The sequence below is a fragment of the Mycobacterium sp. IS-1590 genome, from assembly GCF_001500025.1.
Lineage (GTDB): Bacteria > Actinomycetota > Actinomycetes > Mycobacteriales > Mycobacteriaceae > Mycobacterium.
Window position 1 is genome coordinate 237,455 of sequence record NZ_LQIW01000023.1, and the last position, 22,761, is coordinate 260,215.

Genomic DNA, 22,761 nt, shown 5'->3' on the forward strand with positions numbered 1-22,761 from the left:
GACAGGGTTGATTCGCCGCCGGATGCGGAATTCTGCGCTGTAGGCGACCGAAGAAGTGGAGCGTAAGTAAAAGGTGGCAGATGGGGACCGCGGCAGCGGCCGTAACGGAAGCGTCCGGCGGCTCGTCATAGTCGAGTCGCCTACCAAGGCGCGCAAGATAGCCGGCTACCTCGGCTCCAACTACATCGTCGAGTCATCCCGTGGGCACATCCGCGACCTGCCCCGCAACGCCGCCGACGTGCCCGCCAAGTACAAATCCGAGCCGTGGGCCCGCCTCGGGGTGGATGTCGACCACAACTTCGAGCCGCTCTACATCATCAGCCCCGAGAAGAAGAGCACGGTCGCCGAACTGAAGGATCTGCTCAAGAACGTCGACGAGCTGTATCTGGCCACAGATGGCGACCGCGAGGGCGAGGCCATCGCCTGGCATCTGCTCGAGACGCTCAAGCCGCGCATCCCGGTCAAGCGGATGGTGTTCCACGAGATCACCGAACCGGCGATCCGCGCCGCCGCCGAGGACCCCCGCGACCTGGACAACGACCTGGTCGACGCGCAGGAGACCCGCCGCATCCTGGACCGGCTGTACGGCTACGAGGTCAGCCCGGTGCTGTGGAAGAAGGTCGCGCCGAAGCTGTCGGCAGGCCGCGTGCAGTCGGTGGCGACGCGCATCATCGTGCAGCGCGAACGCGAACGGATGGCCTTCCGAAGCGCGGGCTATTGGGACGTCACCGCCGAACTCGACGCCAGCGTCTCCGACCCGCAGGCGTCTCCCCCGACGTTCACCGCCAAACTGAACACCGTCGACGGGCGTCGCGTGGCCACCGGCCGTGACTTCGACTCGCTGGGCCAGGTCAAAAAGCCCGACGAGGTGCTGGTCCTCGACCAGGCCGCCGCCACGGCGTTGGCGGGCGGTCTGCGCGGGGCGCAGCTGGCGGTCAGCTCGGTCGAGCAGAAGCCCTACACCCGCAGGCCGTACGCGCCGTTCATGACCTCGACGCTGCAGCAGGAGGCGGGCCGCAAGCTGCGGTTCTCCTCGGAGCGCACGATGAGCATCGCGCAGCGGCTCTACGAGAACGGCTTCATCACCTATATGCGCACGGACTCCACGACGTTGTCGACGAGCGCCGTGGAAGCCGCCCGCAACCAGGCCCGTCAGCTCTACGGCGAGGAGTACCTGCATCCGTCGCCGCGCCAGTACACCCGCAAGGTGAAGAACGCCCAGGAGGCGCACGAGGCCATCCGGCCCGCGGGTGACGTGTTCTCCACGCCCGGCCAGCTGCACGGCCAGCTCGACACCGACGAATTCCGGCTCTACGAGCTGATCTGGCAACGCACCGTGGCCTCCCAGATGGCCGACGCGCGCGGAACGACGCTGAGCCTGCGGATCTCCGGAACGGCGAGTTCGGGCGAGCAGGTGGTCTTCAACGCCAGCGGCCGCACGATCACCTTCGCCGGCTTCCTGAAGGCCTACGTGGAGAGCATCGACGAGCAGGCCGGCGGCGAGGCCGACGACGCCGAGAGCCGGCTGCCGAATCTCGAGCAGGGCCAGCGCGTGGACGCCAAGGAGCTCACCGCCGACGGCCACAACACCGCGCCGCCCGCCCGCTACACCGAGGCTTCGCTGATCAAGGCCCTCGAGGACCTCGGCATCGGCAGGCCGTCGACGTATTCGTCGATCATCAAGACGATCCAGGACCGCGGTTACGTGGTGAAGCGGGGCAGCGCGCTGGTTCCGTCGTGGGTGGCGTTCGCCGTCATCGGGCTGCTCGAACAACACTTCGGCCGCCTGGTCGATTACGGGTTCACCGCGGCGATGGAAGACGAGCTCGACGAGATCGCCGCCGGAAACGAGCGACGGACCAACTGGCTCAACAACTTCTACTTCGGTGGCGATCACGGGGTCGAGGACTCGATCGCCCGCTCGGGTGGGCTCAAGAAGCTCGTCGGGGTGAACCTCGAAGAGATCGATGCTCGACAAATCAACTCCATCAAGCTTTTCGACGACGATCAGGGCCGGCCGATCTATGTGCGGGTGGGCAAGAACGGTGCCTACCTGGAGCGGATGGTCCCCGCCGACGACGGCGAGCCCGGAGAGCTCAAACCGCAGCGGGCCAACCTGAAGGACGAGCTCACACCCGACGAGCTGACCTTGGAGCTCGCCGAAAAGCTTTTCGCCACACCGCAAGAGGGTCGTTCACTGGGCGTCGACCCCGAAACCGGGCACGAGATCGTCGCCAAGGACGGTCGTTACGGACCGTACGTCACCGAGGTGCTGCCCGAACCGCCCGACGACGGCGAGGCCGGGTCGGCGGCGAAGAAGGGTAAGAAGCCGACCGGTCCGAAGCCGCGCACCGGATCGCTGTTGCGGTCGATGGATCTGGAAACGGTGACCCTGGAGGATGCGCTGCGGCTGCTGTCGCTGCCCCGCGTCGTCGGCGTCGATCCGAACACCGGTGAGGAGATCACCGCGCAGAACGGTCGTTACGGCCCATACCTGAAGCGCGGCACGGATTCTCGGTCGCTGGCCACCGAGGAGCAGATGTTCGACATCACGCTCGACGAGGCCCTGAAGATCTACGCCGAGCCCAAGCGCCGCGGCGGTCAGCGGGCCGCGGCCCCGCCGTTGCGTGAGCTGGGCGAGGATCCGGCGACCGGCAAGCCGATGGTGATCAAGGACGGCCGGTTCGGCCCGTATGTCACCGACGGGGAGACCAACGCCAGCCTGCGCAAGGGCGACGACGTCCTGTCGATCACCGACGAACGCGCCGCCGAACTGCTCGCCGACCGCCGCGCGCGCGGCCCGGTGAAGCGGACGAAGAAGGCGGGCGCGAAGAAGACCGCCAAGAAGGCCGGCGCCAAGAAGGCCGCGAAGAAGGCCTAGCCCGCGCACGTGAGCTGGTGCTCGGGATCAGCGCGATTCCTCGGTGATAGCTTCACGTTCGGCGTCGTGTTCAGCGTCGGCGTGATCGGTGTCGGTCTGTTCGTCGCGCGCCGCGGCGGAGCTGAGCAGGTTCAGCGGCCGCGCCAACTGTGTCGGTGCGACGCGACCACGGAGTTCGACGATCTCGCCGACGTCCCAGCACAGGGCTTCGGCGTCCAGGGCCCCGCTGACCGCGATCGCCGAGGCCAGGACGTGACCCTCCTCCAGCTTGGCCAGCTCGGTCAGCCGCGCCGCTTCGTTGACCGGATCGCCGATCACGGTGTACTCGAAGCGGGCCTGGGCGCCGATGTGCCCGGCGATCGCCCGGCCCGCCGACACCCCGATACCGAACTCCGTCTGGCCCAGCACCTCGATCAGCTCGTCGTGCAGTTCGCGTGAGGCCGCGAGCGCGCCGCCGCACGCGTCGGGGTGCTCGATCGGTGCGCCGAAAATGGCCAGCGCCGCATCGCCTTGGAACTTGTTGACGAAGCCGCCGTGCCGGTTGACCGTGTCGACCACCACCCGGAAGAAGTCGTTGAGCAGGTTGACGACTTCGGCCGCGGGGATGGTCGCGGCCAGCTGCGTCGAGCCCACCAGGTCGACGAACAGGACCGCGACGTCGCGTTCCTGCCCGCCGAGTTCGGTGCCGCGTTCCAGCGCCCGCCGGGCCACGTCCTCGCCGACGTAGCGGCCGAACAGGTCGCGCAGGCGCTGCCGTTCGGCCAGGTCGCGCACCATGTCGTTGAACCCGGCCTGCAGCAGGCCCAGCTCGCTGGCGTCGTAGATCTGCATGTGAGCGTTGTAGTTGCCCCGCTGCACCTCGCCCAGCGCCCAGCGCAACTGGCGCAGCGGGTCGGCGATCGACATCGCCACCAGCACGGTGCCTGCCAGGCCGACCACCAGCGCGGAGATCGACAGAATCAGGATCGGGGTGGTCAGCCGGTCGGCGGGCGCGGTCAGGATCTCGAACTTGCTGGCCACGACGGCCAGCACGATCGCGATGATCGGAACCGCGGTGGACAGCACCCACGTCATCACCTGACGCGCGATCACCCCGGGCGCGCGGAAGTTTTCCGGCACACCGCCGCGCAGGGCGGCCACCGCGACGGGCCGCAGCACCCGTTCGGACTGCAGGTAGCCGATGATCGCGGTCGCCGTGGCGCCCAGGCCCGTGGCGACGGCCACCACCGGCGCCGACTTGCTGGCCACCGGCCAGCTCGCGACGATGAACACCACCGAGCCCAAGAACCAGTTCGCGACGTTGATCACCGACCGGTAGAAGGGCATCTTCAGCGCGCGGGTGCGCGCCACCTCGGTGTCGGCCGGGTCCCGGTCGCCCAGCAGCATGTCGCGGCGCTGCCAGCGCATGACGGGGATCAGCAGCCGCAGGCTCCAGTAGGCGGCGATGGTGAAGGACACGAACAGGAAGCCGAGGAAGACCGCCAGGTTGAAGGCGGGCAGATCCTGCAGTTGGATGCGGTCCTCGGGCGGCAGACCGAACCTCAGGAAGCTCAGGACCAGCAGGGCGCCGATGATGTCGGCCTGCACCATGCCCAGCGTGAACACCGGCCATGGGGTGCGCGCCGCCCACCGGACGAATGCGCTGATCCGCCCGATCGGTCGTTCTCCCATGGCCACGCGTCAACCGTATCGGGCATCGGCGACGGGTACGGGTGCTGTGAGACGGACGTGTCGGTTCGCAGCACTACTGTTATCTCCGATGGGCGGTGTTTTCTCGCGTCTGGTGGGCCAGCACGCTGTTGAGGCCGAGTTGGTGGCCGCGGCCCGCGCCGCACGTGGTGAGGCGGCTCACAACGGCGCGGTCATCGGGTCCATGACACATGCGTGGCTGATCACTGGCCCTCCCGGTTCGGGCCGTTCGGTGGCGGCGCTGTGCTTCGCCGCTGCGCTGCAGTGCACCTCCGACGGTGTGCCCGGATGCGGCGAATGCCGGGCCTGCACGACGACGATGGCCGGCACCCATGCCGACGTGCGGCGGATCATCCCCGAGGGGTTGTCGATCGGCGTCGACGACATGCGCGCGATCGTGCAGATCGCGTCGCGGCGGCCGGGTACCGGACGATGGCAGATCGTGCTGGTCGAAGATGCCGACCGGTTGACCGAGGGAGCGGCGAACGCCCTGCTCAAGGTGGTCGAAGAGCCGCCGCCGTCGACGGTGTTCCTGCTGTGCGCTCCGTCGGTGGATCCCGAGGACATCGCGATCACGCTGCGCTCGCGTTGCCGGCACGTGGCGCTGGTGACCCCGACCGTGGATGCGATCGCGAACGTGCTGATGGAGGGCGACGGGCTCGCGGAGGCCGATGCGCGGTGGGCGGCTTCGGTCAGCGGCGGCCATGTCGGGCGGGCCCGGCGGCTGGCCACCGATGAGTCGGCGCGGGAGCGCCGCAAGCGGGCGTTGGGACTGGCGCGGGACGCGGCGACACCGTCGCGCGCCTATGCCGCGGCCGAGGAGTTGGTGAAGACGGCCGAGGACGAGGCGCTGGCGCTGACGGTGGACCGTAACGAGGCCGAGACCGAGGAACTGCGCACCGCGCTCGGCGCGGGGGGCACCGGCAAGGGCACGGCCGGTTCGCTGCGCGGAGCGGCGGGTGCGCTCAGTGCCCTTGAGCGACGGCAGAAGTCGCGCAAGACACGCGCTTCGCGTGATTCCCTGGATCGCGCGTTGATCGATCTGGCGACGTACTTCCGCGACGCGCTGCTGGTGGCGTCCGACGCCGGAGACGTTGCGCACAACCACCCCGATATGGCGGAGGAGATCGCCAGGCTGGCCGCGCATGCGCCACCGGACAAGCTGCTGCGCTGCATCGAAGCCGTGCTGGAGTGCCGCGAGGCCCTGGCCGTCAATGTCAAGCCGAAGTTCGCGGTCGACGCGATGGTGGCGACGGTCGGCCGGGCGCTGCGCGACTGAGTTGGGTCGGCGGCGGGCCCTGCCGTAGACTCGTCCCGCCCCCGCGGTCGTCTGCTCTTCGCGCAGCGCTCATCGCGGCGGCACGCCACCTTAGCTCAGTCGGCAGAGCGGCTCACTCGTAATGAGCAGGTCAGGAGTTCGATTCTCCTAGGTGGCTCCAGCTCACAGAGCCTCACGTCGCCTGCAACACCTCCTTGGCGATCTTCATTGCCGAGTTGGCTGCGGGGAAGCCGGTGTAACCGGTGCAGTGGTAGATGACCTCGGCGATCTCGTCGTCGGTGAGGCCGTTGGTGCGCGCGATCTGGACGTGGATACGCAACTCGTCCTCGGCGCGCAGCGCGATCAGGATGCCGAGGGTCAGCAGGCTGCGGTCGCGACGGCTCAGACCTTCCCGGGTCCACAGCCGCCCGAACACGTTGTCCATGGCCAGGCCGAGCATCTCGCCGCCGAAGGAGTCGGTGGGCAGTTCGACGTCACCGTCGGGAAGGACGCCGGGGAGCAGTTCGCGGAAGACCTCGAGGCCTTGTTCTCGGATGTCGGTCATCCCGACAGCCTGGCACGCCCGCCGCTATCTCGGCGCCAGGAATCCGACGGGGCCCGACGCGATACACACCGACAACGCGGCCGTGTTCGCGCGGACGTCGATCGCGTCGCCCGCCCCGGGCAGCCGGACGAACACCTGGTTCAGGCCCGGTCGCACCGGCACCTTGACCTCGCGCCCCTCCGACAGCGACATCGTCATCGAGCCGTCGCTGTTGGCCAGGTAGTTGATCTCCGCCGTCCAGTCCGCGGGCAGCAGCGGACCGTCCAACGGCATGCGGGCCGGAACCTCCGGTTGCACCAGGTATCCGCAGTCCGGGTGTGGGCCCTGCGCGATGGTTCGCACCCAGGTCACCTTCGCATCGACCACGCGGCCGCTGTGATCGAGCATGCGTAGTTCGCTTGTGGCCGCAGAGAATTCGGGACGCTCACGGACCAACGCGAACATGTGGCTGGCGCGGTTCTCGGGTCCGACCACCCGTTGCAGAACCATCGGGTCGACCTCCTGGTCGAGCATCGGTGCATCCGACATCCGGCTCGCCTCGGCCAAGCCCGACAACGCGTTCTGCAGATAGGCCTGTGTCGGGTTGTCGCGCCACACTGTCAGGAACGTAGCGGTCGAATACAGACTGCTCGCCACGAATGCCGCTGTGAGCGAACAGATCACAGCTGTTCGGGACCGCGACGCATCCAACCACCGCGTTCCCTCCCGATTCGGGGCGCACAGTCCAACCGCCGCCAACAACGCCAGCACGATGACGAGGTCGGGCAGATAGCGCAGCGTCTGGGCCAACTCCAGGGCGGTGAACTGTGATGACCGCATCAGATAGATGGGGATCTGGCAGGCGATCGCGTACCCCGCGGCCACCAACCACACCGCGGCGATCCGTTGCTTGCGCAGCACACTCACTGTCACCACCGCGGCCAAGCCCACCCAACCCAGCACCATCACCGCCGCGGGCGGGGTGGCCCACGGTGACGCGGGCGCCCACCGTTGCCAGTCCCACGGGCCGCCGACCAAACCCGGCACGATCCCGTGCGTCACCGACCTCGCGAGCAGGTCCCACGTCATCGCCAGGTCAAGGCTCCACCGTTTCTGGTCGACCACCATCAGGTACACGCCGACCCATCCCGCCGTGACCGCCAGCGACGGCACCCACAGGCGAACTCCGTGACGCCACACCGCTTTCGCCGAGCCGGCACCGGTCACGTAGAACAGAAGGGCCGTCACCGCGAACGCGACGAACGGAATCACCGCCGCCTTCTCGAAGAACAGCAGACCGCCGACGTAGACCAGCAGGCCCGTCACCGCGTAGCGCTTGTTTCCCGTGCGCACCAGCAGGATCGCGTCGCCGCAGACCCACGCCATCGCCGCCAGCATCGGCAACGAGTTCAGCGCCGCCGCCCACCAGGCGAACCCCGGCACCGCCAGCGGCGTGAACAACGCGAAGGTCAACGGCAACAACAGGACTGGGCGCCATCCGAGGATGATGTGCAGTGTCCGCAGCAGTGCCAGGGACACCAGCAGTTGCAGAACGACCAGGCTGATCGCCGGCCCGATCCAGTTCAGCGGCGCCAACAAGGTGATGCCTCCGGCGACGAGGAACGCCCCGGGCATGACGTGACCGTCGTGGTCGTCGAACAGGTATGCCGGCGAGAACAGCGACTGGGTACCCGCGCGGCCGATCAGGATCAGGTCGTCCCAGTAGAAGTAGCCGCCGAATGCCAGTACCGCCCGGATCGCCAGCTGCACGACGATCAGGACGGCGGCGGTGCGCGCGACCCAGCTGGTCAGCGCGAAGTTACCGCGGATAGGCATCCCCTGCTTGCCGGCGCGCGATCCACGCCGAGCGCACCATCTCCTCCAGCGAATGCCGCATCCGCCAGTCGAGGTCGCGCTCGGCCAAGTCACCCGATGCGACGATGCGGGCGGGGTCACCGGGCCGGCGGGGGCCGACAACCGGCTCGAAATCGAACCCCGTCACATCGCGGATCGTCGTCATGATCTCCCGCACCGAGGTGCCACTACCGCTGCCGAGGTTGTAGACGGGCTCGATCGGGTCACCGGCCTCGAGCCGCCGCGCCGCGGCGACATGCGCCAGCGCGAGATCCGATACGTGGACGTAGTCGCGCACGCAGGTGCCGTCGGGGGTGGGGTAGTCGGCGCCGTTGATGCGCGGCGTCTCGTCGCGGCACAACATGTCGAACACCAGTGGGAAAAGGTTGTGCGGGCTGACGTCGAACAGGTCCTCTGACCCCGAGCCCACGACATTGAAGTAGCGCAGGCTGGTGTGGCGTAATCCGGAGGCGCGGGCCGCGTCACGAATCATCCACTCGCCCACCAATTTACTGACACCGTACGGGGATTCCGGCGACGTGGGCGTCTGTTCGGTGACGGTGTCGACGTCGGGGGTGCCGTAGGTGGCCGCGCTGGAGGAGAACACCATCTTGTCGGTGCCTGAGGCCTCCATCGCCTTGAGTAGCGTGACCATCGCCGAGACGTTCTGCTCGTAGGTGTGAAGCGGGCGTTGCACGGAGACACCGGCGTACTTGAACCCCGCGATGTGGATGACGCCACTTACGCGATGCTCGTCGAGCGTGCGGGAGACGAGCTCACCGTCGAGCAGGGTGCCCCGAACGAACGGGACCGTCGCCGGGACGAATCGCTCGAGGCCGGTTGACAGGTCGTCGATCACGACGACCGGCATGTCGGCGTCGGCCAGGGCTCGCACCACATGGGAACCGATGTATCCCGCGCCGCCGGTCACCAGCCAAGTCATCCGCTCTTCCTCACCTCGAACGGGGGCCAGCATACGGATCGGCGACCCCGGCTCCGAACCGGTGTCATGCCGCAGGCCTGCGTGACAGCGCGGACAGGTGCACGGCGATACCCACCACCGGACCGCACAGCAGCGCGACCACCGTGCGCGTGCCCAGGTCCAGTGGTAGCAGAAGCAACAACGTCGACGCGACGGTCGCCGAAACCCAACCCAGCGCGTATGCGCGGTGCAGCGCCGCCGCCACCGCAGCCGCGCCGGTGAGCGTGAGCAGCGAGACGGCGATCGCACCGCCTGTCAACCAGGCCAGCAGTGCACCGTCGGCGCGGTATTCGGCACCGAATGCGCTGCGCAGCAGCCACGGTCCGGCCGCCCAGGCGATGAGCACACCGAGCACACCCACACCGGTGACGATCACCGCCGGAGCGACCAGGGCACGCAACCGGTGCGCACGCTGGTCGACGAAGTGGGCCACGAGGTTGCCCTGCATCGCCGTCAGCGGCACCAGTAGCGGGGCCCTCGTCAGCGTGACGGCCAGGATCACGATGCCGCCCACCGCGCCGAGATCGTCGGAGGTCGCCTGCAACAGCACCGGAAACCCCATGACCAGGATGGCGCTGGCACCCGCCGCGGTGATCGAATGCGATGCGCCCCGCAGGAACTCCGCGGTGCTGACGGGAGTCGACAAGCCCGCGGCCCGTCGCGTGGCGGGCGAGACGATCAGCATGATCAGCCACGCCACCGCGCCGGCCACCGTGGCCCACAGGTAACCGGCCAGGCCCCAGCCGACCAGGAACGTCGCGACGGCCACGAGCAGACGCAGGCCTGCGTCGGTCACCATCTGCGATCCGTACGCCGTCCACCTGTTGAGCCCGGCAGAGATGCCGAGCAGCGTTGAGTGCAAACAGAATCCGGCGAGTCCGACGGCCAGCAGCGTCACCGAGAGCCATCGCGACTCCACGAACACGTGCCCGGACCACAGCGGGGAGCTGACCGCAATCGCAGCGGCCGACACGACGCCCACGAGCGCGCCCACCCACATCGGACGGCTACGGGGCCCCTCCGCCGGCTCGACATGCGCTGCGGACCGCACTTCCCTGGTGGCCTCCTGCAACAGCCCGCCCGTCGCCCCCGACACCAGACCGAACGCCCCCCAGAACACCGCGAACAACGAGAACCCGGCGGGCTCGAGGTCGCGGGCGGCCAGGTAGAGCACCGCATAACCGCACACGGCGATCGCGGCGGTGGCCAGCCCGACCCGGCCCACGCTGCCGCGCGCGGCCGGACCGGCCGGGGCCGCACCGCTCGCCGTGACCGGATCGAAGGGCGCTCCCGCGTCGGTCACGGTGTGTCCAACTCCGGGAGTTCGGTGCCATACAGCCAGGCCTCCCACAACGGGCGCAACGACTCGTCGGCGTAATGCGATGCCAGGCCGGTGAAGTCGTCGGTCACCACGGTGCTGTGCCGGTGGCGCGACGTCCAGTCCCGCAGCAGCGCGAAGAAGTTGTCGTCGCCCAGGTGCCGGCGCAGCACGTGCAACGTCATCGCCCCGCGCTTGTACACCCGGTCGTCGAACATGGCGCGCGGACCGGGGTCGGCGAGCACGAGGTCTTGCGGCGAGTCGGCGAGCCGCTGGTAGTAGTGGTGGGCCCAGTCCTCGGCGCTGCGGCCGCCCGAGTTCTCCGACCACAGCCACTCGGCGTAACAGGCGAACCCCTCGTGCAGCCAGATGTGGCGCCAGCGCTTGGCGGTCACCGAGTTGCCGAACCACTGGTGTGCCAGTTCGTGTGCGATCATCCGTTCGGACCTGCCGGTGCCGTCGCAGTGGTTGGCGCCGAAGATCGAAATCCCCTGCGCCTCCAGCGGGATCTCGAGGTCGTCGTCGGTGACCACGACGGTGTACCCCTCGCTGAGCGGATAGTCGCCGAACAACCTGACGAACAACTTCATCATCTGCGGTTGACGATCGAAGTCGTGCTCGAAGTTGCGCCGCAACCGGTCCGGAAGCGCCGCGTGGATCGGGACCCCGTTCTTGGCCAGCCGATGACGTTCATACAGTCCGATCTGCACCGTGACCAGATAGGTCGAGGTGGGTTCGGGCAGCTCGAAGGTCCATGTCGTCATGCCGGCCCGCGCGCGCCGAGACACCAACTCGCCGTTCGCGATCACCCGATACGGGCTTTCGGCGGCGATCTGCAGACGGAAGCTCGCCTTCGCGCTGGGGTGATCGTCACAGGGGAACCAGGACTGTGCACCGTTCGGCTGGCCCGCCACCAGAGCCCCCTCGCTGAGCTCCTCGAAACCGACATCGCCCCACAGTGAGCGGATGGGCCTGGGGGCCCCGCCGTAGCGCACGACGATGGTCATCGCCGCCCCGGGGGCCAGCGCGTCACGCAACGCGATGTGCAGCTTGCCGCCGGACGTGCGGAACTGTTGCGGCCGTGCGCCGTTGACGGACACCTTCGTCACCGACAGCGTGTCGGCGAGGTCGAGAGTGAAGGTGCGCAACGCCGCGAGCGTCACCGCGGTGATCGTCGCCGTACCCGTGAGCCGATTGATCGCGACCTTGTACTCGATGTCGAGTTCGTAGCGCGATACCCGGTAACCGAAGTTGCCGCTCGACGGCAGGTACGGGTCGATGACCGGTGTCGACTTCTTCTTGCCTCTCGTCACGCGGCGGTTTCTCTGGTCGAAGGTGCCGACGTGTCTGCGCGCTTCTTGCGGGGTGCGTGCCACGGCGCAATGGGGTTGCCCTGCCACCGGGTCGATGCGGGTACCTCGTCACCACGCATGACCAGAGAGGCCGGGCCGACGGTGGCTGCAGCGCCGATGCGGGCCGCGGGCAGCGCGACACCGTGCGCACCCAATGTCGAACCCTGCTCCAGCACAACGGTGTCCATCCGCATGATCCTGTCGTGGAACAGATGCGTCTGCACGACACAGCCGCGGTTGACGGTGGCACCCTGCTCGAGGGTCACCAGATCGGCCTCGGGCAGCCAGTACGTCTCGCACCAGACGCCGCGCCCGATCCCGGCGCCCAACGCGCGCAACCACAGATTCATCACCGGCGTGCCGCTGGCCGCGCGGGCGAACCACGGGGCGGCGACGGTCTCGACGAAGGTGTCGTAAACCTCGTTGCGCCAGACGAACGCCGACCAGAGGGGGTGTTCGCCGGGCTCGATGCGGCCGACGACAAGCCATTTCGCGATCACGGCGGCCGCCCCTGCGATCACTCCGCCGACCAACAGCACGGCTCCGGCACTCAGCGCGGCCCACCCCCAGCCGGCTTCCACGGCCAACCACTGCAGGGTGAGCAGCACCGCCACCCCGATCCCGTACGTCACGATCAGCGGTACTATCCGACACGTCTCGACCAGACCGCGCAGCAGCTTCAACCGCGCGGAGGGGTGGAAGGTGCGCAGCGCATCCGCCGCGGTCGGCTTGCGGCGCAACCGAACCGGCGGGCTGCCCAGCCAGGACGAACCGGCCTTGGCCTTGTGCGGGGTCGCCGACAACACCGCCACCAAGCCGTCGTCGGGAACCTTGCGACCCGGTTGGGTGATGCCGGAATTGCCGAGGAACGCCCTCTTGCCGATCGTCGCCTTCGCGACATGGATCCAGCCGCCACCCAACTCATAGGAGGCCACCATCGTGTCATCGGCCAGGAAGGCGCCGTCCTCGACGACGGTGAACTTCGGTGTGAACAGCGCCGTCGAGATCTCGGTTCCCCGGCCGACTTTGGCGCCGAGCGCCCGCAGCCACCACGGCGTGAGCAGGCTGGCGTAGATCGGGAACAGATAGGTGCGTGCGGCATCCATCAGCCGTTCGGTGGCCCAGATCTGCCACCCCGTCCGGCTGCGCACCGGGTGATAACCCTCGCGCAGCCCCAACGAGAGCAGGCGCACCCCCACCACCGTCAGCACCGCATAGCTGACCGCGGCGACCAATGTCGCGGCCGGAGTCCACAGCGCCGCGGGTACGACTGCATCCACCACCGAATTGGATTCGCGCACACCGTATCCGATCACCGCCAGGCCGGTGGCGATCGCAAGCAACGGCAGCCCACCCAAAACGATCGAGGTGAGCCCGTAGACCGCCACCCACACCGGCGCCCGCGGTGGGCGGTGTTCGGGCCAGGGGTGACGGGCCTTGCCGGACTTCACCGCGGGCGAACCCTTCCAGTACTGACCGTTCTTCACCTTGCCGACGACACCGGAGCCGGGGGCCACATCGGCGTTCTTGCCGACGACGGCTCCGGGAAACAGGGTGGTCCGTGCGCCGATCGTGGCGTCGTTGCCGACGGTGATCGGCCCGACGTGGAAGAGGTCACCGTCGACCCAGTGGCCGGACAGGTCGACCTCGGGTTCGACCGAGCTCCGGTGCCCGAGCTTGAGCATGCCGGTCACCGGCGGAGTGGAGTGCAGGTCCACACCCTTTCCGACCTTGTTGCCCAGTGCTCGGGCGTAGTACACCAACCACGGTGCGCCCGCGAGGTTTTCGGCACCGCCGGCCTCGGCTAGACGTTCGGCCAGCCACACCTTCAGGTGCTCGGGCCCCCCTCGCCGGTAGGTGCCCGGCGCCAACCCGTCAAGCAGGAGCCGGGCGCACAGCGCCGCGATCCCCATCCGGCCCAGCGGGGTGACGAACAGGACGAAGCCCACCCCGACCCACCACCAATTGAGCGGTGCGGTCCACGGGACGAAACCGGCCAAAACGTTGTTGGCCACCGCCAGCCACACCACCCACTGCAGTCCGGTCAGCGTGGCCAGCGGCAGCGACAACGCCACCTGCACGGCCTGCGTGAGCCGCGATGTCGGCTTCACCGTGCGCGGACGCACCCGCGGCGGCGGATCGAGCTCGTCGAGGAAACCCGCGAGCGACCCGAGTCGTGGGTGGTCGTACAGGTCGGCGACGGTCACCTGCGGATGGCGCCGACGCAGGGCGGCGACCAGTTGCGCCGCCGACAGCGAGCCTCCGCCGAGCGCGAAGAAGTCGGCTTCGGGACCGTCCACCGGCGCGGCCAGTACATCGCGCCACAGACCGGCGAGCCAGCCCATCGTCCCGGTCAACCCCGCTCCGCCGTCGTCCTCGCCGACATCGACCGGCCACGGCAACGCCTCGCGGTCGACCTTGCCGGAGGTACGGGTCGGCAGTTCGTCGACCAAGACCAGCCGCGGCACCAGCGCCGCGGGCAACGTCTCGGCCAGCGACACTCGCGCCTTGGCCAGATCGAAAGTCGGGTCGGCGCTGGCGATGTAACCGACCAACAGCGGCGTGCCGCCCGCCGTGCGGCGGACTGCGGCGGCGCCGCCGCTCACCCCGGGAAGGTTGACGAGCGCGGTGTCGACCTCGCCGAGTTCGATGCGCCGCCCGCCGACCTTGACCTGGTCGTCGGCACGGCCCACGAAGTAGAGCCCGTCGGACTCCAGCCGCACCAGGTCCCCGCTGCGGTAGGCGCGCTTCCAGCCGAGCGTCGGCATCGGCGCGTACTTCTCGGCGTCCTTGTCCGGGTCGAGGTAGCGGGCCAGGCCCACGCCCCCGATGACAAGCTCGCCAACCGCGCCATACGCCACCGGCTCACCGTCGGAGCCGACCACGGCCAGGTCCCACCCGACAAGCGGCAGCCCGATGGCCACCGGGCCACCTCCGGACAACCGGGCGGCGCACGCCACCACGGTCGTCTCCGTCGGGCCGTAGGTGTTCCACACCTCCCGACCGTCGACGGCGAGCCGGTCGGCCAACTCGGGTGGGCAGGCTTCGCCGCCGAAGATCAGCAGCCGCACCGCCTCGAGCGCCTCGGCGGGCCACAGCGCCGCCAGCGTCGGCACGGTCGAGACCACCGTGATGTCGCGCGCCACCAGCCACGGCCCGAGGTCCATACCGCTGCGCACCATGGAACGCGGCGCAGGGACCAGGCAGGCGCCGTGCCGCCAGGCCAACCACATCTCTTCGCACGACGCGTCGAACGCGACTGACAACCCGGCCAGCACCCGGTCGCCCGGCCCGATGGGATTGTCCTGCAGGAACAACCGTGCCTCCGCGTCGACGAACGCGGCCGCGCTGCGGTGGGTGACCGCGACGCCCTTCGGGGTGCCGGTGGAGCCGGAGGTAAAAATGATCCAGGCGTCGTCGCGGCCCAGTGGCGCCGCGGCCCGCCAGCCCCGCGACGACCCCGGCCCGCGCGACAGGCCGGCTTCGGTGATGACCGCCACCACGTTGGCCTCGGTGAACACCAGCTCCGCCCGCTCTTCGGGGTCGTCGGCGTCCACGGGCACGTACGCGGCGCCGGAGGCCAGCACGGCGAGAATCGCGACGTAGAGCGCGTAGCTTCCCGACGGCATCCGGATGCCGATCCGGTCGCCGCGGCCGATGCCCCGTGCGGCCAGCCACTGGACGCTGTCCTCGATGTCGGTGATCAGTTCGCCGTACGTCAGCTGGACGTCACCGTCGTCGATCGCGGGCGCCTCCGGATACCGCTTGGCGGTCTCGTAGAGGATGTCGATCAGCGTGCGCGGCTCCGGCGCGAGCGGGGACAACAGATATTGAGGTGGAATCTCCCGCCGCAACTCCCCAGTCACGGCTACAAAGCTACTCAGCCCGCCCCGCGTGCCGCCCGAGCCGCAGGCGGCGTCGCGATCACGATTCCGACACCGCCCGCCGGGCATCGACAAGGGCCGCATCCGGAGGTTTGATTTCCCCCGCTACCGGTCATCCGCCAGTACCTGGCAGAATCGCCTGCGGAGGGGAGTATTCCTTCGCCGCGGTGTCGTCATCACGTCGGCCGTCATCGGACGACCGGTGCTGCGGGCCGACACGAATGATCGTGGCGGTGGAAGAGACCTCCGGCGTTTTGACGACCGGAGGTTAAGTGAACGTTTCCACCACCGAATGGGTCATCACGCTCAGCGTGACGATCGCCATTCTGCTGTTCGACGTCATCGTGATCGGCCGGCGGCCGCACGAACCGTCGAAGCGGGAAACCGGCACCGCGCTGACGATCTACGTGAGCCTGGCAATCGCATTCGGGATCTGGACCTGGTTCTTCCACGGCAGCCAGTACGGCGTGGAGTTCTTCGCGGGCTGGCTGACCGAATACAGCCTGTCGGTGGACAACCTGTTCGTCTTCCTGATCATCATGGCCAGCTTCAATGTGCCCAGGAAGTTCCAGCAGCAGGCGCTTCTGGTCGGCATCATCCTGGCGCTGATCTTCCGCGGCATCTTCATCGCGCTCGGTGCCGTGGCCATCAACCAGTTCTCGTGGGTGTTCTACATCTTCGCCGCGTTCCTCATCTACACGGCGATCAACCTGGCCCGCGACACCGACCACGAGGACGATGGCGACAACATCGTGGTCAGGTTCGCCCGCAACCACCTGAGCATGACCGACAAGTGGGACGGCCTGAAGCTGTGGGTCAAGGAAAACGGCAAGCGTCTGATGACGCCGATGTTCCTCGTCATCGTCGCGCTCGGCACCACCGACCTGATCTTCGCGCTCGACTCGATCCCCGCGATCTACGGACTCACGCAGGAGCCGTACCTGGTCTTCACCGCGAACGTGTTCGCGTTGATGGGCCTGCGGCAGCTGTACTTCCTACTGGGCGACCTGCTCAAACGGCTGGTGTACCTGTCGCAGGGCCTGGCGTTCATCCTGGGCTTCATCGGCGTCAAGCTGCTTCTGCACGCCCTGCACGAGAACGAGGTGCCGTTCATCAACGGTGGGGAACACGTACCGGTGCCCGAGATCCCGACCCTGCTGTCGCTGGGCGTGATCATCGTGACGCTGCTCATCACCACCGCGGCGAGCCTGTACAAGACCCGGGTGCACGACGTGAAGAAAGCGGCCGGCGACTCCTCGAAATCGTTGGATTCGCGCTGAGCGCAACGCTCGATCACCCCGCGAGCCATCGCCTAGCCTTGCCGGGTGCGCCTCTTCGTGACCGACGCCCCCGACGGCTGGGATGAACTGACCGACGGCGGCCGACCGCCCGTGCGCATCGCGGCCAAGGACCTGCAGCATGCGCGGCGGGTGCGCGCGCGGGTGCGCTCCGATCGCGACGTCGCGGTCATCCTGGACGTCGCGGTCGCCGTCGCGGCCGATTTCCGGTCCGTGCGCGACGCCCTGGACCCGGCCGAGGGCGTGTCTTACGCCGGCACCCTCGAGGGGCTGGCCGGCCTCATCGCCGACATCGAATCGGCCGAGGTGGCCGACGGCGTCACGCTCGTGCCCCTGTCGCCGCGCGACGACGTGCACGCACTGGGGCGCGCGGTGCTGCGGAGCCTCGAATTGCGCAGTCAGGCCAAGGCCTCGTAGATCAGCCGGGCGTATCGGTTGGTGCGTTCGGTTCCCGTGGTTCCCGGACCCTGGAAGACGGCGTAGCCCGACGGGCGGTTCGTCACCAGTTGTCGTAGCCGCCTTCGGGTCCCAGCATGCGCTCGAGCCGGGTGCGGTTGATGCGGGCCAGTTCGTTACGCACGATCTTGCGCTCGGTCTCGATGTCGTTGTGCAGCCGGTCGGTCATCGTCGCGAGCACCTGCCCCGCGTCGTAACCGTTGACGAACATCACGAAGCCGAAGCCGAAGTGTTCGAGGTAGCGCTTCGAGGCGGTGGCCAGCCGCTCCATCAGCTCGGGCTGGTCACACCAGATCGCGCACTGCTCGGCGGCCGACTTCTCGCTGCCCGGCCGCCGCCCGATGTCCGGGTAGGCCTGCAGGATGGTGTCGATGGAGTCCTCGCCGAGGCTGAACAGCAGCGCGTCGGCTTCCCGGAACAGCGAGTCGTGGTCGGCGTACGGTCGCCCGCGCGCCAGATCGGCGGCCAACGGCACGCTGTAGCAGCATTCGTACACGGCGTGGACGGCCCTGCGCATCGGCATCGCGTTGAACGCTTCCAGGCCGATCCCCTGATGCATCAACACGACAGCAATGATCGATCCCGGGGAGAACGTCCGGGTTACGCCGTGTTACGGCGAGGAAAAATCAGCGCCCGCGTAAATCGGCTCAGTGGCCGTTCTTGAACCGCTCGACCGACGCCTGGACCTCGGCCTCGGCCTCGGCACGGCCGACCCAGTCGGCGGCCTTCACATACTTGCCCGGCTCGAGGTCCTTGTAGTGCACGAAGAAGTGCTTGATCGCCTCGAGCTCGTAGGAAGGCACGTCGCCGAGGTCCTGGATGTGCTCCCAGCGCGGATCGTCGGCAGGAACGCACAGGACCTTGTCGTCGCCGCCGGCCTCGTCGGTCATGCGGAACATGGCCACCGGGCGGACATCGACGATGCAGCCGGGAAACACCGATTCGGGCAGCAGCACCAGGGCGTCCAGGGGGTCGCCGTCCTCACCGAGGGTGTTCTCGAAGAATCCGTAATCGGTCGGATAGGCCATCGACGTGTACAGGTAGCGGTCCAGTTTCACCCGGCCGCTCTCGTGGTCCACCTCGTACTTGTTGCGCGAACCCTTGGGGATCTCGATGACTGCTTCGAACTGCACGGCCGTGGCTCCTTGCCCTGTGCTCTTGTCGGGGGTCGTCCGGTGATAACGCGGGTCAACCTTAATGGAGGGATACGCTGCCTGTACGGGGGCGGTCCAGGTTGAGCAGGAGGGTTATGCGGCCCAGTCAGTGGCGGCGATCCACGCACGTGGCGGTTTCAGCGGCGGTGCTGCTGCTGGTCGCCGTGGTCGTGGCGGTGGCCGCGGTGCTCACCACCGGTCGGTCGACCGAGGCTTCGGCGGGTAAGCCGACGCCTCCGGCCGCGACCGCGAACCCCGGCGTCGTGCCGGTGGCCGACTCGGTGCCCAGGCCTGTCCCGGACCGGCTGGCCGCCAGGCTGGCCCCCGTGCTGGCCGACCCGAACCTCGGTGACCTCACCGGCCGGGTCACCGATGCGCTGACCGACACGGTGCTCTGGGAGCAGCGCGCCGATGTGCCGATGCAGCCCGCGTCGACGAACAAATCGCTCACCGCCGCCGCGGCCCTGCTGACGCTGGACCGTGACGCCCGGCTCACCACCCGGGTGTTCAGCGGGGCAAGGCCCGGGGTGGTGGTGCTCAAAGGAGGGGGCGACCCGACGTTGTCGGCGGCGCCCGACGGCGTCGAGACCTGGTACCGGGACGCCGCGCGCATCAGCGACCTGGCCGAGCAGGTCCGGGGTAGCGGCATCGAGGTGACGTCGGTGCTGGTGGACACCAGCGCCTACAGCGGGCCGACGATGGCGCCGGGGTGGGATCCGCTCGACATCGACGGCGGCGACATCGCGCCGATGGAGTCGGTCATGCTCGACGGCGGCCGCACCCAGCCCGTGAGCGTCGACTCCGCGCGGTCGCGCACACCCGCGCTGGATGCGGGCCGGGCGCTCGCGGCCGCGCTGAAGATCGACCCGGCCAAGGTCACCGTGCAGCCCGGAAGCGCAAGCGGCGGAATGGAACTCGGCGCGGTCCAGTCGCCGCCGCTGATGTCGCGTCTGCGCGACATGATGAACGCCTCCGACAACGTGATGGCCGAGGCGATGGGGCGCGAGGTCGCCGCGGCACAAAACCGTCCGCAGAGCTTCGACGGCGCCGCGCGCGCGGTCCTCGACGCCCTGGGCGACGCCGGTATCGACGTCACCGGCGCGAGGATCTTCGACTCCAGCGGCCTGTCCGTCGATGACCGGCTCACCGCCGACACGCTCGACGAGGTGGTGCAGGCGGCGGCCGGAGACGGCCACCCCAGGCTGCGGCCGCTGGTCGACCTGCTACCGGTCGCCGGGGGCAGCGGCACACTGTCCAACCGCTATCTGGACACCCCCGTCGTCAAGCCCGCCGCCGGTTTCCTGCGCGCCAAGACCGGCTCGCTGACCGGAACCAACTCCCTGGCCGGCATCGTCACCGACTCGAGCGGGCGGGTGCTCACCTTCGCGCTGATCTCCAACAACGCGGGCCCGACCGGGCGCATCGCGCTCGACAACCTGGCCGCCACCCTGCGAGCGTGCGGATGCAGCGCGTGAGCCCCTCGGCCAAATCCTCGCTGTCGGTCGGTCGCGCCGTCGACTGGGACTTCGCCGCCACCGTCGGGGAGAAGCTCGCTCGGCCCGGACCGGCGTCGACCGACTACACGCGCACGCAGGTGATCGAGCAGCTGGCCGAGGCGTCGCGTTCGGCTGAGCTGCCGGTGCGCGAGGTCACCGGCATGACCGAAGGCGGTGAGATTCCCGAGGCGCGAATTGTGGACCGTCCGCAATGGATTCGCGCGGCCACCCGGTCGATGCGCGTGATGACGGGGGGATCGGACAAGCCGGCAGGCGCCATCAGCGGACGCATCACCGGGGCGCAGACCGGAGCGGTGCTCGCGTTCATCTCCTCGGGCATCCTCGGCCAGTACGATCCGTTTGGGCCCGACGGCGGCGAACTGCTGCTGATCTACCCGAACGTGATCGCCGTGGAGCGCCAGTTGCGGGTGCAGCCCTACGATTTCCGGCTGTGGGTCTGCCTGCACGAGGTCACCCACCGGGTGCAGTTCCGCGCCAACCCGTGGCTTGCCGAGCACATGTCCGGTGCGCTCGCCGTGCTCACCGAAGAAAGCTCCGACGACATCGCCGAGATGGTCTCCCGGCTGGCCTCGTTCGTGCGCAGCCGCCGCGATGACTCGAACGGCGCTGTGTCAGATGTCAATTCGAACGGGATGATCGGGCTGTTGCGGGCGGTGCAGTCCGAGCCGCAGCGTGAGGCCCTCGACAAACTTCTCGTGCTCGGCACGCTTCTGGAAGGCCACGCCGACCACGTGATGGACGCCGTCGGTCCCGCAGTGGTGCCCTCGGTGGCCACGATCCGCAAGCGGTTCGACGAGCGGCGGCAACGCAAGCAGTCGCCGTTGCAGCGGGTGGTGCGCATGCTTCTCGGCATCGACGCCAAGCTCAGCCAGTACACCCGCGGCAAGGCGTTCGTCGACCACGTGGTGTCCGCTGTCGGTATGAACCGGTTCAACGCCGTGTGGACGGGACCCGAAACCCTGCCCCTGCCAACCGAAATCGACGAGCCTCGACGATGGATCGACAGGGTGCTGTAGCCGGGGTCCGGGCGGCGGTCGAGTCGTTCGACAGCGACTTCGACGTCGGTGACCGCTGGTGCGTCGCACTGTCCGGAGGCCCCGATTCGCTGGCGTTGACGGCGGTGGCGGCAGGCCTCAAACCGACCACCGCGCTGATCGTCGACCACCAGCTGCAACCGGACTCCGCCGCCGTGGCTCAGACCGCGCGCAAGCAGGCCATGTCTGTGGGATGCGTTGCCGCGCAAGTGATCACCGTCGACATCGGGACCGTTGGTGGGCCGGAGGCCGCCGCGCGCACCGCGCGATACCGCGCGCTGGACGCGGCGCGGGACGGAATGGCGGTGCTGCTGGGGCATACGCTCGATGACCAGGCCGAGACGGTGCTGCTGGGTTTGGGGCGCGGCTCGGGGCCGCGGTCCATCGCCGGCATGCGGGCCTGGGATCCGCCCTGGGGTCGGCCGCTGCTCGGTGTGCGGCGGGCGGTCACGGGGGCAGCGTGCGCCGAGCTCGGTCTCACACCGTGGCAGGACCCGCACAACGTCGACCGCAGGTTCACCCGGGTTCGCCTGCGTGAGGAGGTGCTGCCGCTGCTCGAAGACGTTCTCGGCGGTGGGGTCGCCGACGCGTTGGCCCGCACCGCAGGCGCACTGCGCGCCGACACCGACACCCTCGACGAGCTGGCCGAGAGCGCACTGTGCGGACTACGCCACGATGACGCGCTCGACGGTATGGAATTGGCCTGCCTTCCAGAAGCTTTGCGGCGCAGGGTGATTCGCCGTTGGTTGCTCGATGGCGGTGCCACCGGGCTGACCGACAAGCAGATCCGCGCCGTCGACGCCCTCGTCACGGCGTGGCGGGGCCAGGGCGGAGTCGCGGTCGGCTCGCCCCTGCGCGAACGACGGCTGATCGCGGGCCGCCGGGGCGGCATGCTGACCCTGCACACGGAGCCGGTGCGAACCATGAAAAACTGTGCCCGTGCCTGAGCGATCCGCCGATTTGTACACCGGTGACATCAAGTCGGTACTGCTGTCGTCCGACGAGATCCAGGGGAAGATCGCCGAGCTCGGCGCGCTGATCGGCGAGGAGTACCGCGACGCCGTCGCCGCCAACGGCCAGGATCTCCTGCTGGTGACCGTGCTCAAGGGCGCGGTCTTCTTCGTCACGGACCTGGCGCGCGCGATCCCGCTGCCGACCCAGCTGGAGTTCATGGCGGTCAGCTCTTACGGTTCGTCGACGTCGTCGTCGGGCGTGGTGCGCATCCTCAAGGACCTCGACCGCGACATCAACGGCCGCGACGTGCTGATCGTCGAGGACATCGTCGACTCCGGGCTGACGCTGTCGTGGTTGCTGCGCAACCTCGCGACCCGCCATCCCCGCTCGCTGCGGGTGTGCGCGTTGCTGCGCAAGCCCGACGCGGTGCGTGCCGACGTCGACATCGCCCACGTCGGGTTCGACATCCCCAACGAGTTCGTCGTCGGTTACGGCCTGGACTATGCCGAGCGCTACCGCGACCTCGACTACATCGGAACCCTGGACCCGAAGGTGTACGAGCAGCACTGAACGGCGCAAGATGACG

General features: G+C 68.7%; 17 protein-coding genes and 1 tRNA gene. 9 read left to right on the top strand and 9 right to left on the bottom strand.

The genetic code is table 11. The annotated features are described in order from the left end of the window. The first annotated feature begins 73 nt into the window (after positions 1-73). Positions 74-2,881 (top strand): type I DNA topoisomerase, encoded by a 2,808-nt coding sequence (gene topA, locus AU197_RS15875; RefSeq protein WP_064403628.1) that lies wholly within the window; start codon positions 74-76, stop codon positions 2,879-2,881. Between the two features lie 27 nt (positions 2,882-2,908). On the opposite strand, the gene AU197_RS15880 is transcribed toward topA, so the two are convergent. Beyond that, on the bottom strand, positions 2,909-4,552 hold the full coding sequence (locus AU197_RS15880; RefSeq protein ID WP_064403629.1) for an adenylate/guanylate cyclase domain-containing protein: 1,644 nt from the start codon (positions 4,550-4,552) through the stop codon (positions 2,909-2,911). Between the two features lie 88 nt (positions 4,553-4,640). Here AU197_RS15880 and AU197_RS15885 point away from each other — a divergent pair, with 88 nt between their 5' ends. Both AU197_RS15885 and AU197_RS15890 read left to right on the top strand, forming a co-directional pair. Next, positions 4,641-5,849, top strand: a complete 1,209-nt coding sequence (locus AU197_RS15885; RefSeq protein ID WP_064403630.1) for a DNA polymerase III subunit delta' — start codon at positions 4,641-4,643, stop codon at positions 5,847-5,849. 84 nt (positions 5,850-5,933) lie between these two features. Next, a tRNA-Thr gene (locus tag AU197_RS15890) sits at positions 5,934-6,009 on the top strand. Positions 6,010-6,021: 12 nt separating this feature from the next. On the opposite strand, the gene AU197_RS15895 is transcribed toward AU197_RS15890, so the two are convergent. From AU197_RS15895 to AU197_RS15920, 6 genes are all read right to left on the bottom strand, one after another. Then, positions 6,022-6,393 carry a carboxymuconolactone decarboxylase family protein gene (locus AU197_RS15895; protein ID WP_064403631.1) on the bottom strand — a complete coding sequence of 124 codons (372 nt, stop codon included), beginning with the start codon at positions 6,391-6,393 and terminating at the stop codon, positions 6,022-6,024. Between the two features lie 24 nt (positions 6,394-6,417). Continuing rightward, positions 6,418-8,208: a hypothetical protein gene (locus AU197_RS15900; protein WP_064403632.1), complete on the bottom strand. Its 1,791-nt coding sequence runs from the start codon at positions 8,206-8,208 to the stop codon at positions 6,418-6,420. Then, complete coding sequence (gene galE / locus AU197_RS15905; protein WP_064403633.1) at positions 8,192-9,169, bottom strand: UDP-glucose 4-epimerase GalE; 978 nt, start codon at positions 9,167-9,169, stop codon at positions 8,192-8,194. The genes AU197_RS15900 and galE overlap by 17 nt, the downstream gene beginning before the upstream one ends. Before the next feature lie 64 nt (positions 9,170-9,233). After that, positions 9,234-10,511 (bottom strand): lipopolysaccharide biosynthesis protein, encoded by a 1,278-nt coding sequence (locus tag AU197_RS15910; RefSeq protein ID WP_064403634.1) that lies wholly within the window; start codon positions 10,509-10,511, stop codon positions 9,234-9,236. Further along, entirely contained in the window at positions 10,508-11,839 is a 1,332-nt protein-coding gene (locus AU197_RS15915; protein ID WP_064403825.1) for a M1 family metallopeptidase, read from the bottom strand. The genes AU197_RS15910 and AU197_RS15915 overlap by 4 nt, the downstream gene beginning before the upstream one ends. Next, the gene (locus AU197_RS15920) at positions 11,836-15,744 is read right to left on the bottom strand and encodes a Pls/PosA family non-ribosomal peptide synthetase (protein ID WP_064403635.1); all 3,909 of its coding nucleotides are present in this window, start codon (positions 15,742-15,744) and stop codon (positions 11,836-11,838) included. Before AU197_RS15920 ends, AU197_RS15915 begins: the two co-directional genes overlap by 4 nt. Before the next feature lie 290 nt (positions 15,745-16,034). On the opposite strand from AU197_RS15920, the gene AU197_RS15925 reads away from it, so the two are divergent. After that, on the top strand, positions 16,035-17,042 hold the full coding sequence (locus AU197_RS15925) for a TerC family protein (RefSeq protein ID WP_064403636.1): 1,008 nt from the start codon (positions 16,035-16,037) through the stop codon (positions 17,040-17,042). A 45-nt stretch (positions 17,043-17,087) separates the two neighbouring features. Continuing rightward, positions 17,088-17,477, top strand: coding sequence for a hypothetical protein (locus AU197_RS15930; RefSeq protein WP_064403637.1), 390 nt, complete (start codon positions 17,088-17,090; stop codon positions 17,475-17,477). A gap of 82 nt (positions 17,478-17,559) precedes the next feature. Here the strand turns inward: AU197_RS15930 and AU197_RS15935 are convergent, their stop codons facing one another. Beyond that, positions 17,560-18,081, bottom strand: coding sequence for a 2-oxo-4-hydroxy-4-carboxy-5-ureidoimidazoline decarboxylase (locus tag AU197_RS15935; protein ID WP_231744958.1), 522 nt, complete (start codon positions 18,079-18,081; stop codon positions 17,560-17,562). A gap of 82 nt (positions 18,082-18,163) precedes the next feature. Next, positions 18,164-18,649 carry an inorganic diphosphatase gene (locus tag AU197_RS15940; protein ID WP_064403638.1) on the bottom strand — a complete coding sequence of 162 codons (486 nt, stop codon included), beginning with the start codon at positions 18,647-18,649 and terminating at the stop codon, positions 18,164-18,166. A 116-nt stretch (positions 18,650-18,765) separates the two neighbouring features. On the opposite strand from AU197_RS15940, the gene dacB reads away from it, so the two are divergent. The 4 genes from dacB to hpt are packed head-to-tail and all read left to right on the top strand — an operon-like array spanning position 18,766 to position 22,745. Further along, on the top strand, positions 18,766-20,145 hold the full coding sequence (gene dacB, locus AU197_RS15945; protein ID WP_064403639.1) for a D-alanyl-D-alanine carboxypeptidase/D-alanyl-D-alanine endopeptidase: 1,380 nt from the start codon (positions 18,766-18,768) through the stop codon (positions 20,143-20,145). Further along, a complete protein-coding gene (locus tag AU197_RS15950) occupies positions 20,133-21,203 on the top strand; it encodes an Rv3626c family coenzyme F420 biosynthesis-associated protein (protein WP_064403827.1) in 1,071 nt (356 codons plus the stop codon). The genes dacB and AU197_RS15950 overlap by 13 nt, the downstream gene beginning before the upstream one ends. Beyond that, positions 21,182-22,168: a tRNA lysidine(34) synthetase TilS gene (tilS, locus tag AU197_RS15955; protein WP_064403640.1), complete on the top strand. Its 987-nt coding sequence runs from the start codon at positions 21,182-21,184 to the stop codon at positions 22,166-22,168. Before AU197_RS15950 ends, tilS begins: the two co-directional genes overlap by 22 nt. Next, positions 22,155-22,745, top strand: a complete 591-nt coding sequence (gene hpt / locus AU197_RS15960; protein WP_064403641.1) for a hypoxanthine phosphoribosyltransferase — start codon at positions 22,155-22,157, stop codon at positions 22,743-22,745. Before tilS ends, hpt begins: the two co-directional genes overlap by 14 nt. Positions 22,746-22,761 lie beyond the last annotated feature (16 nt).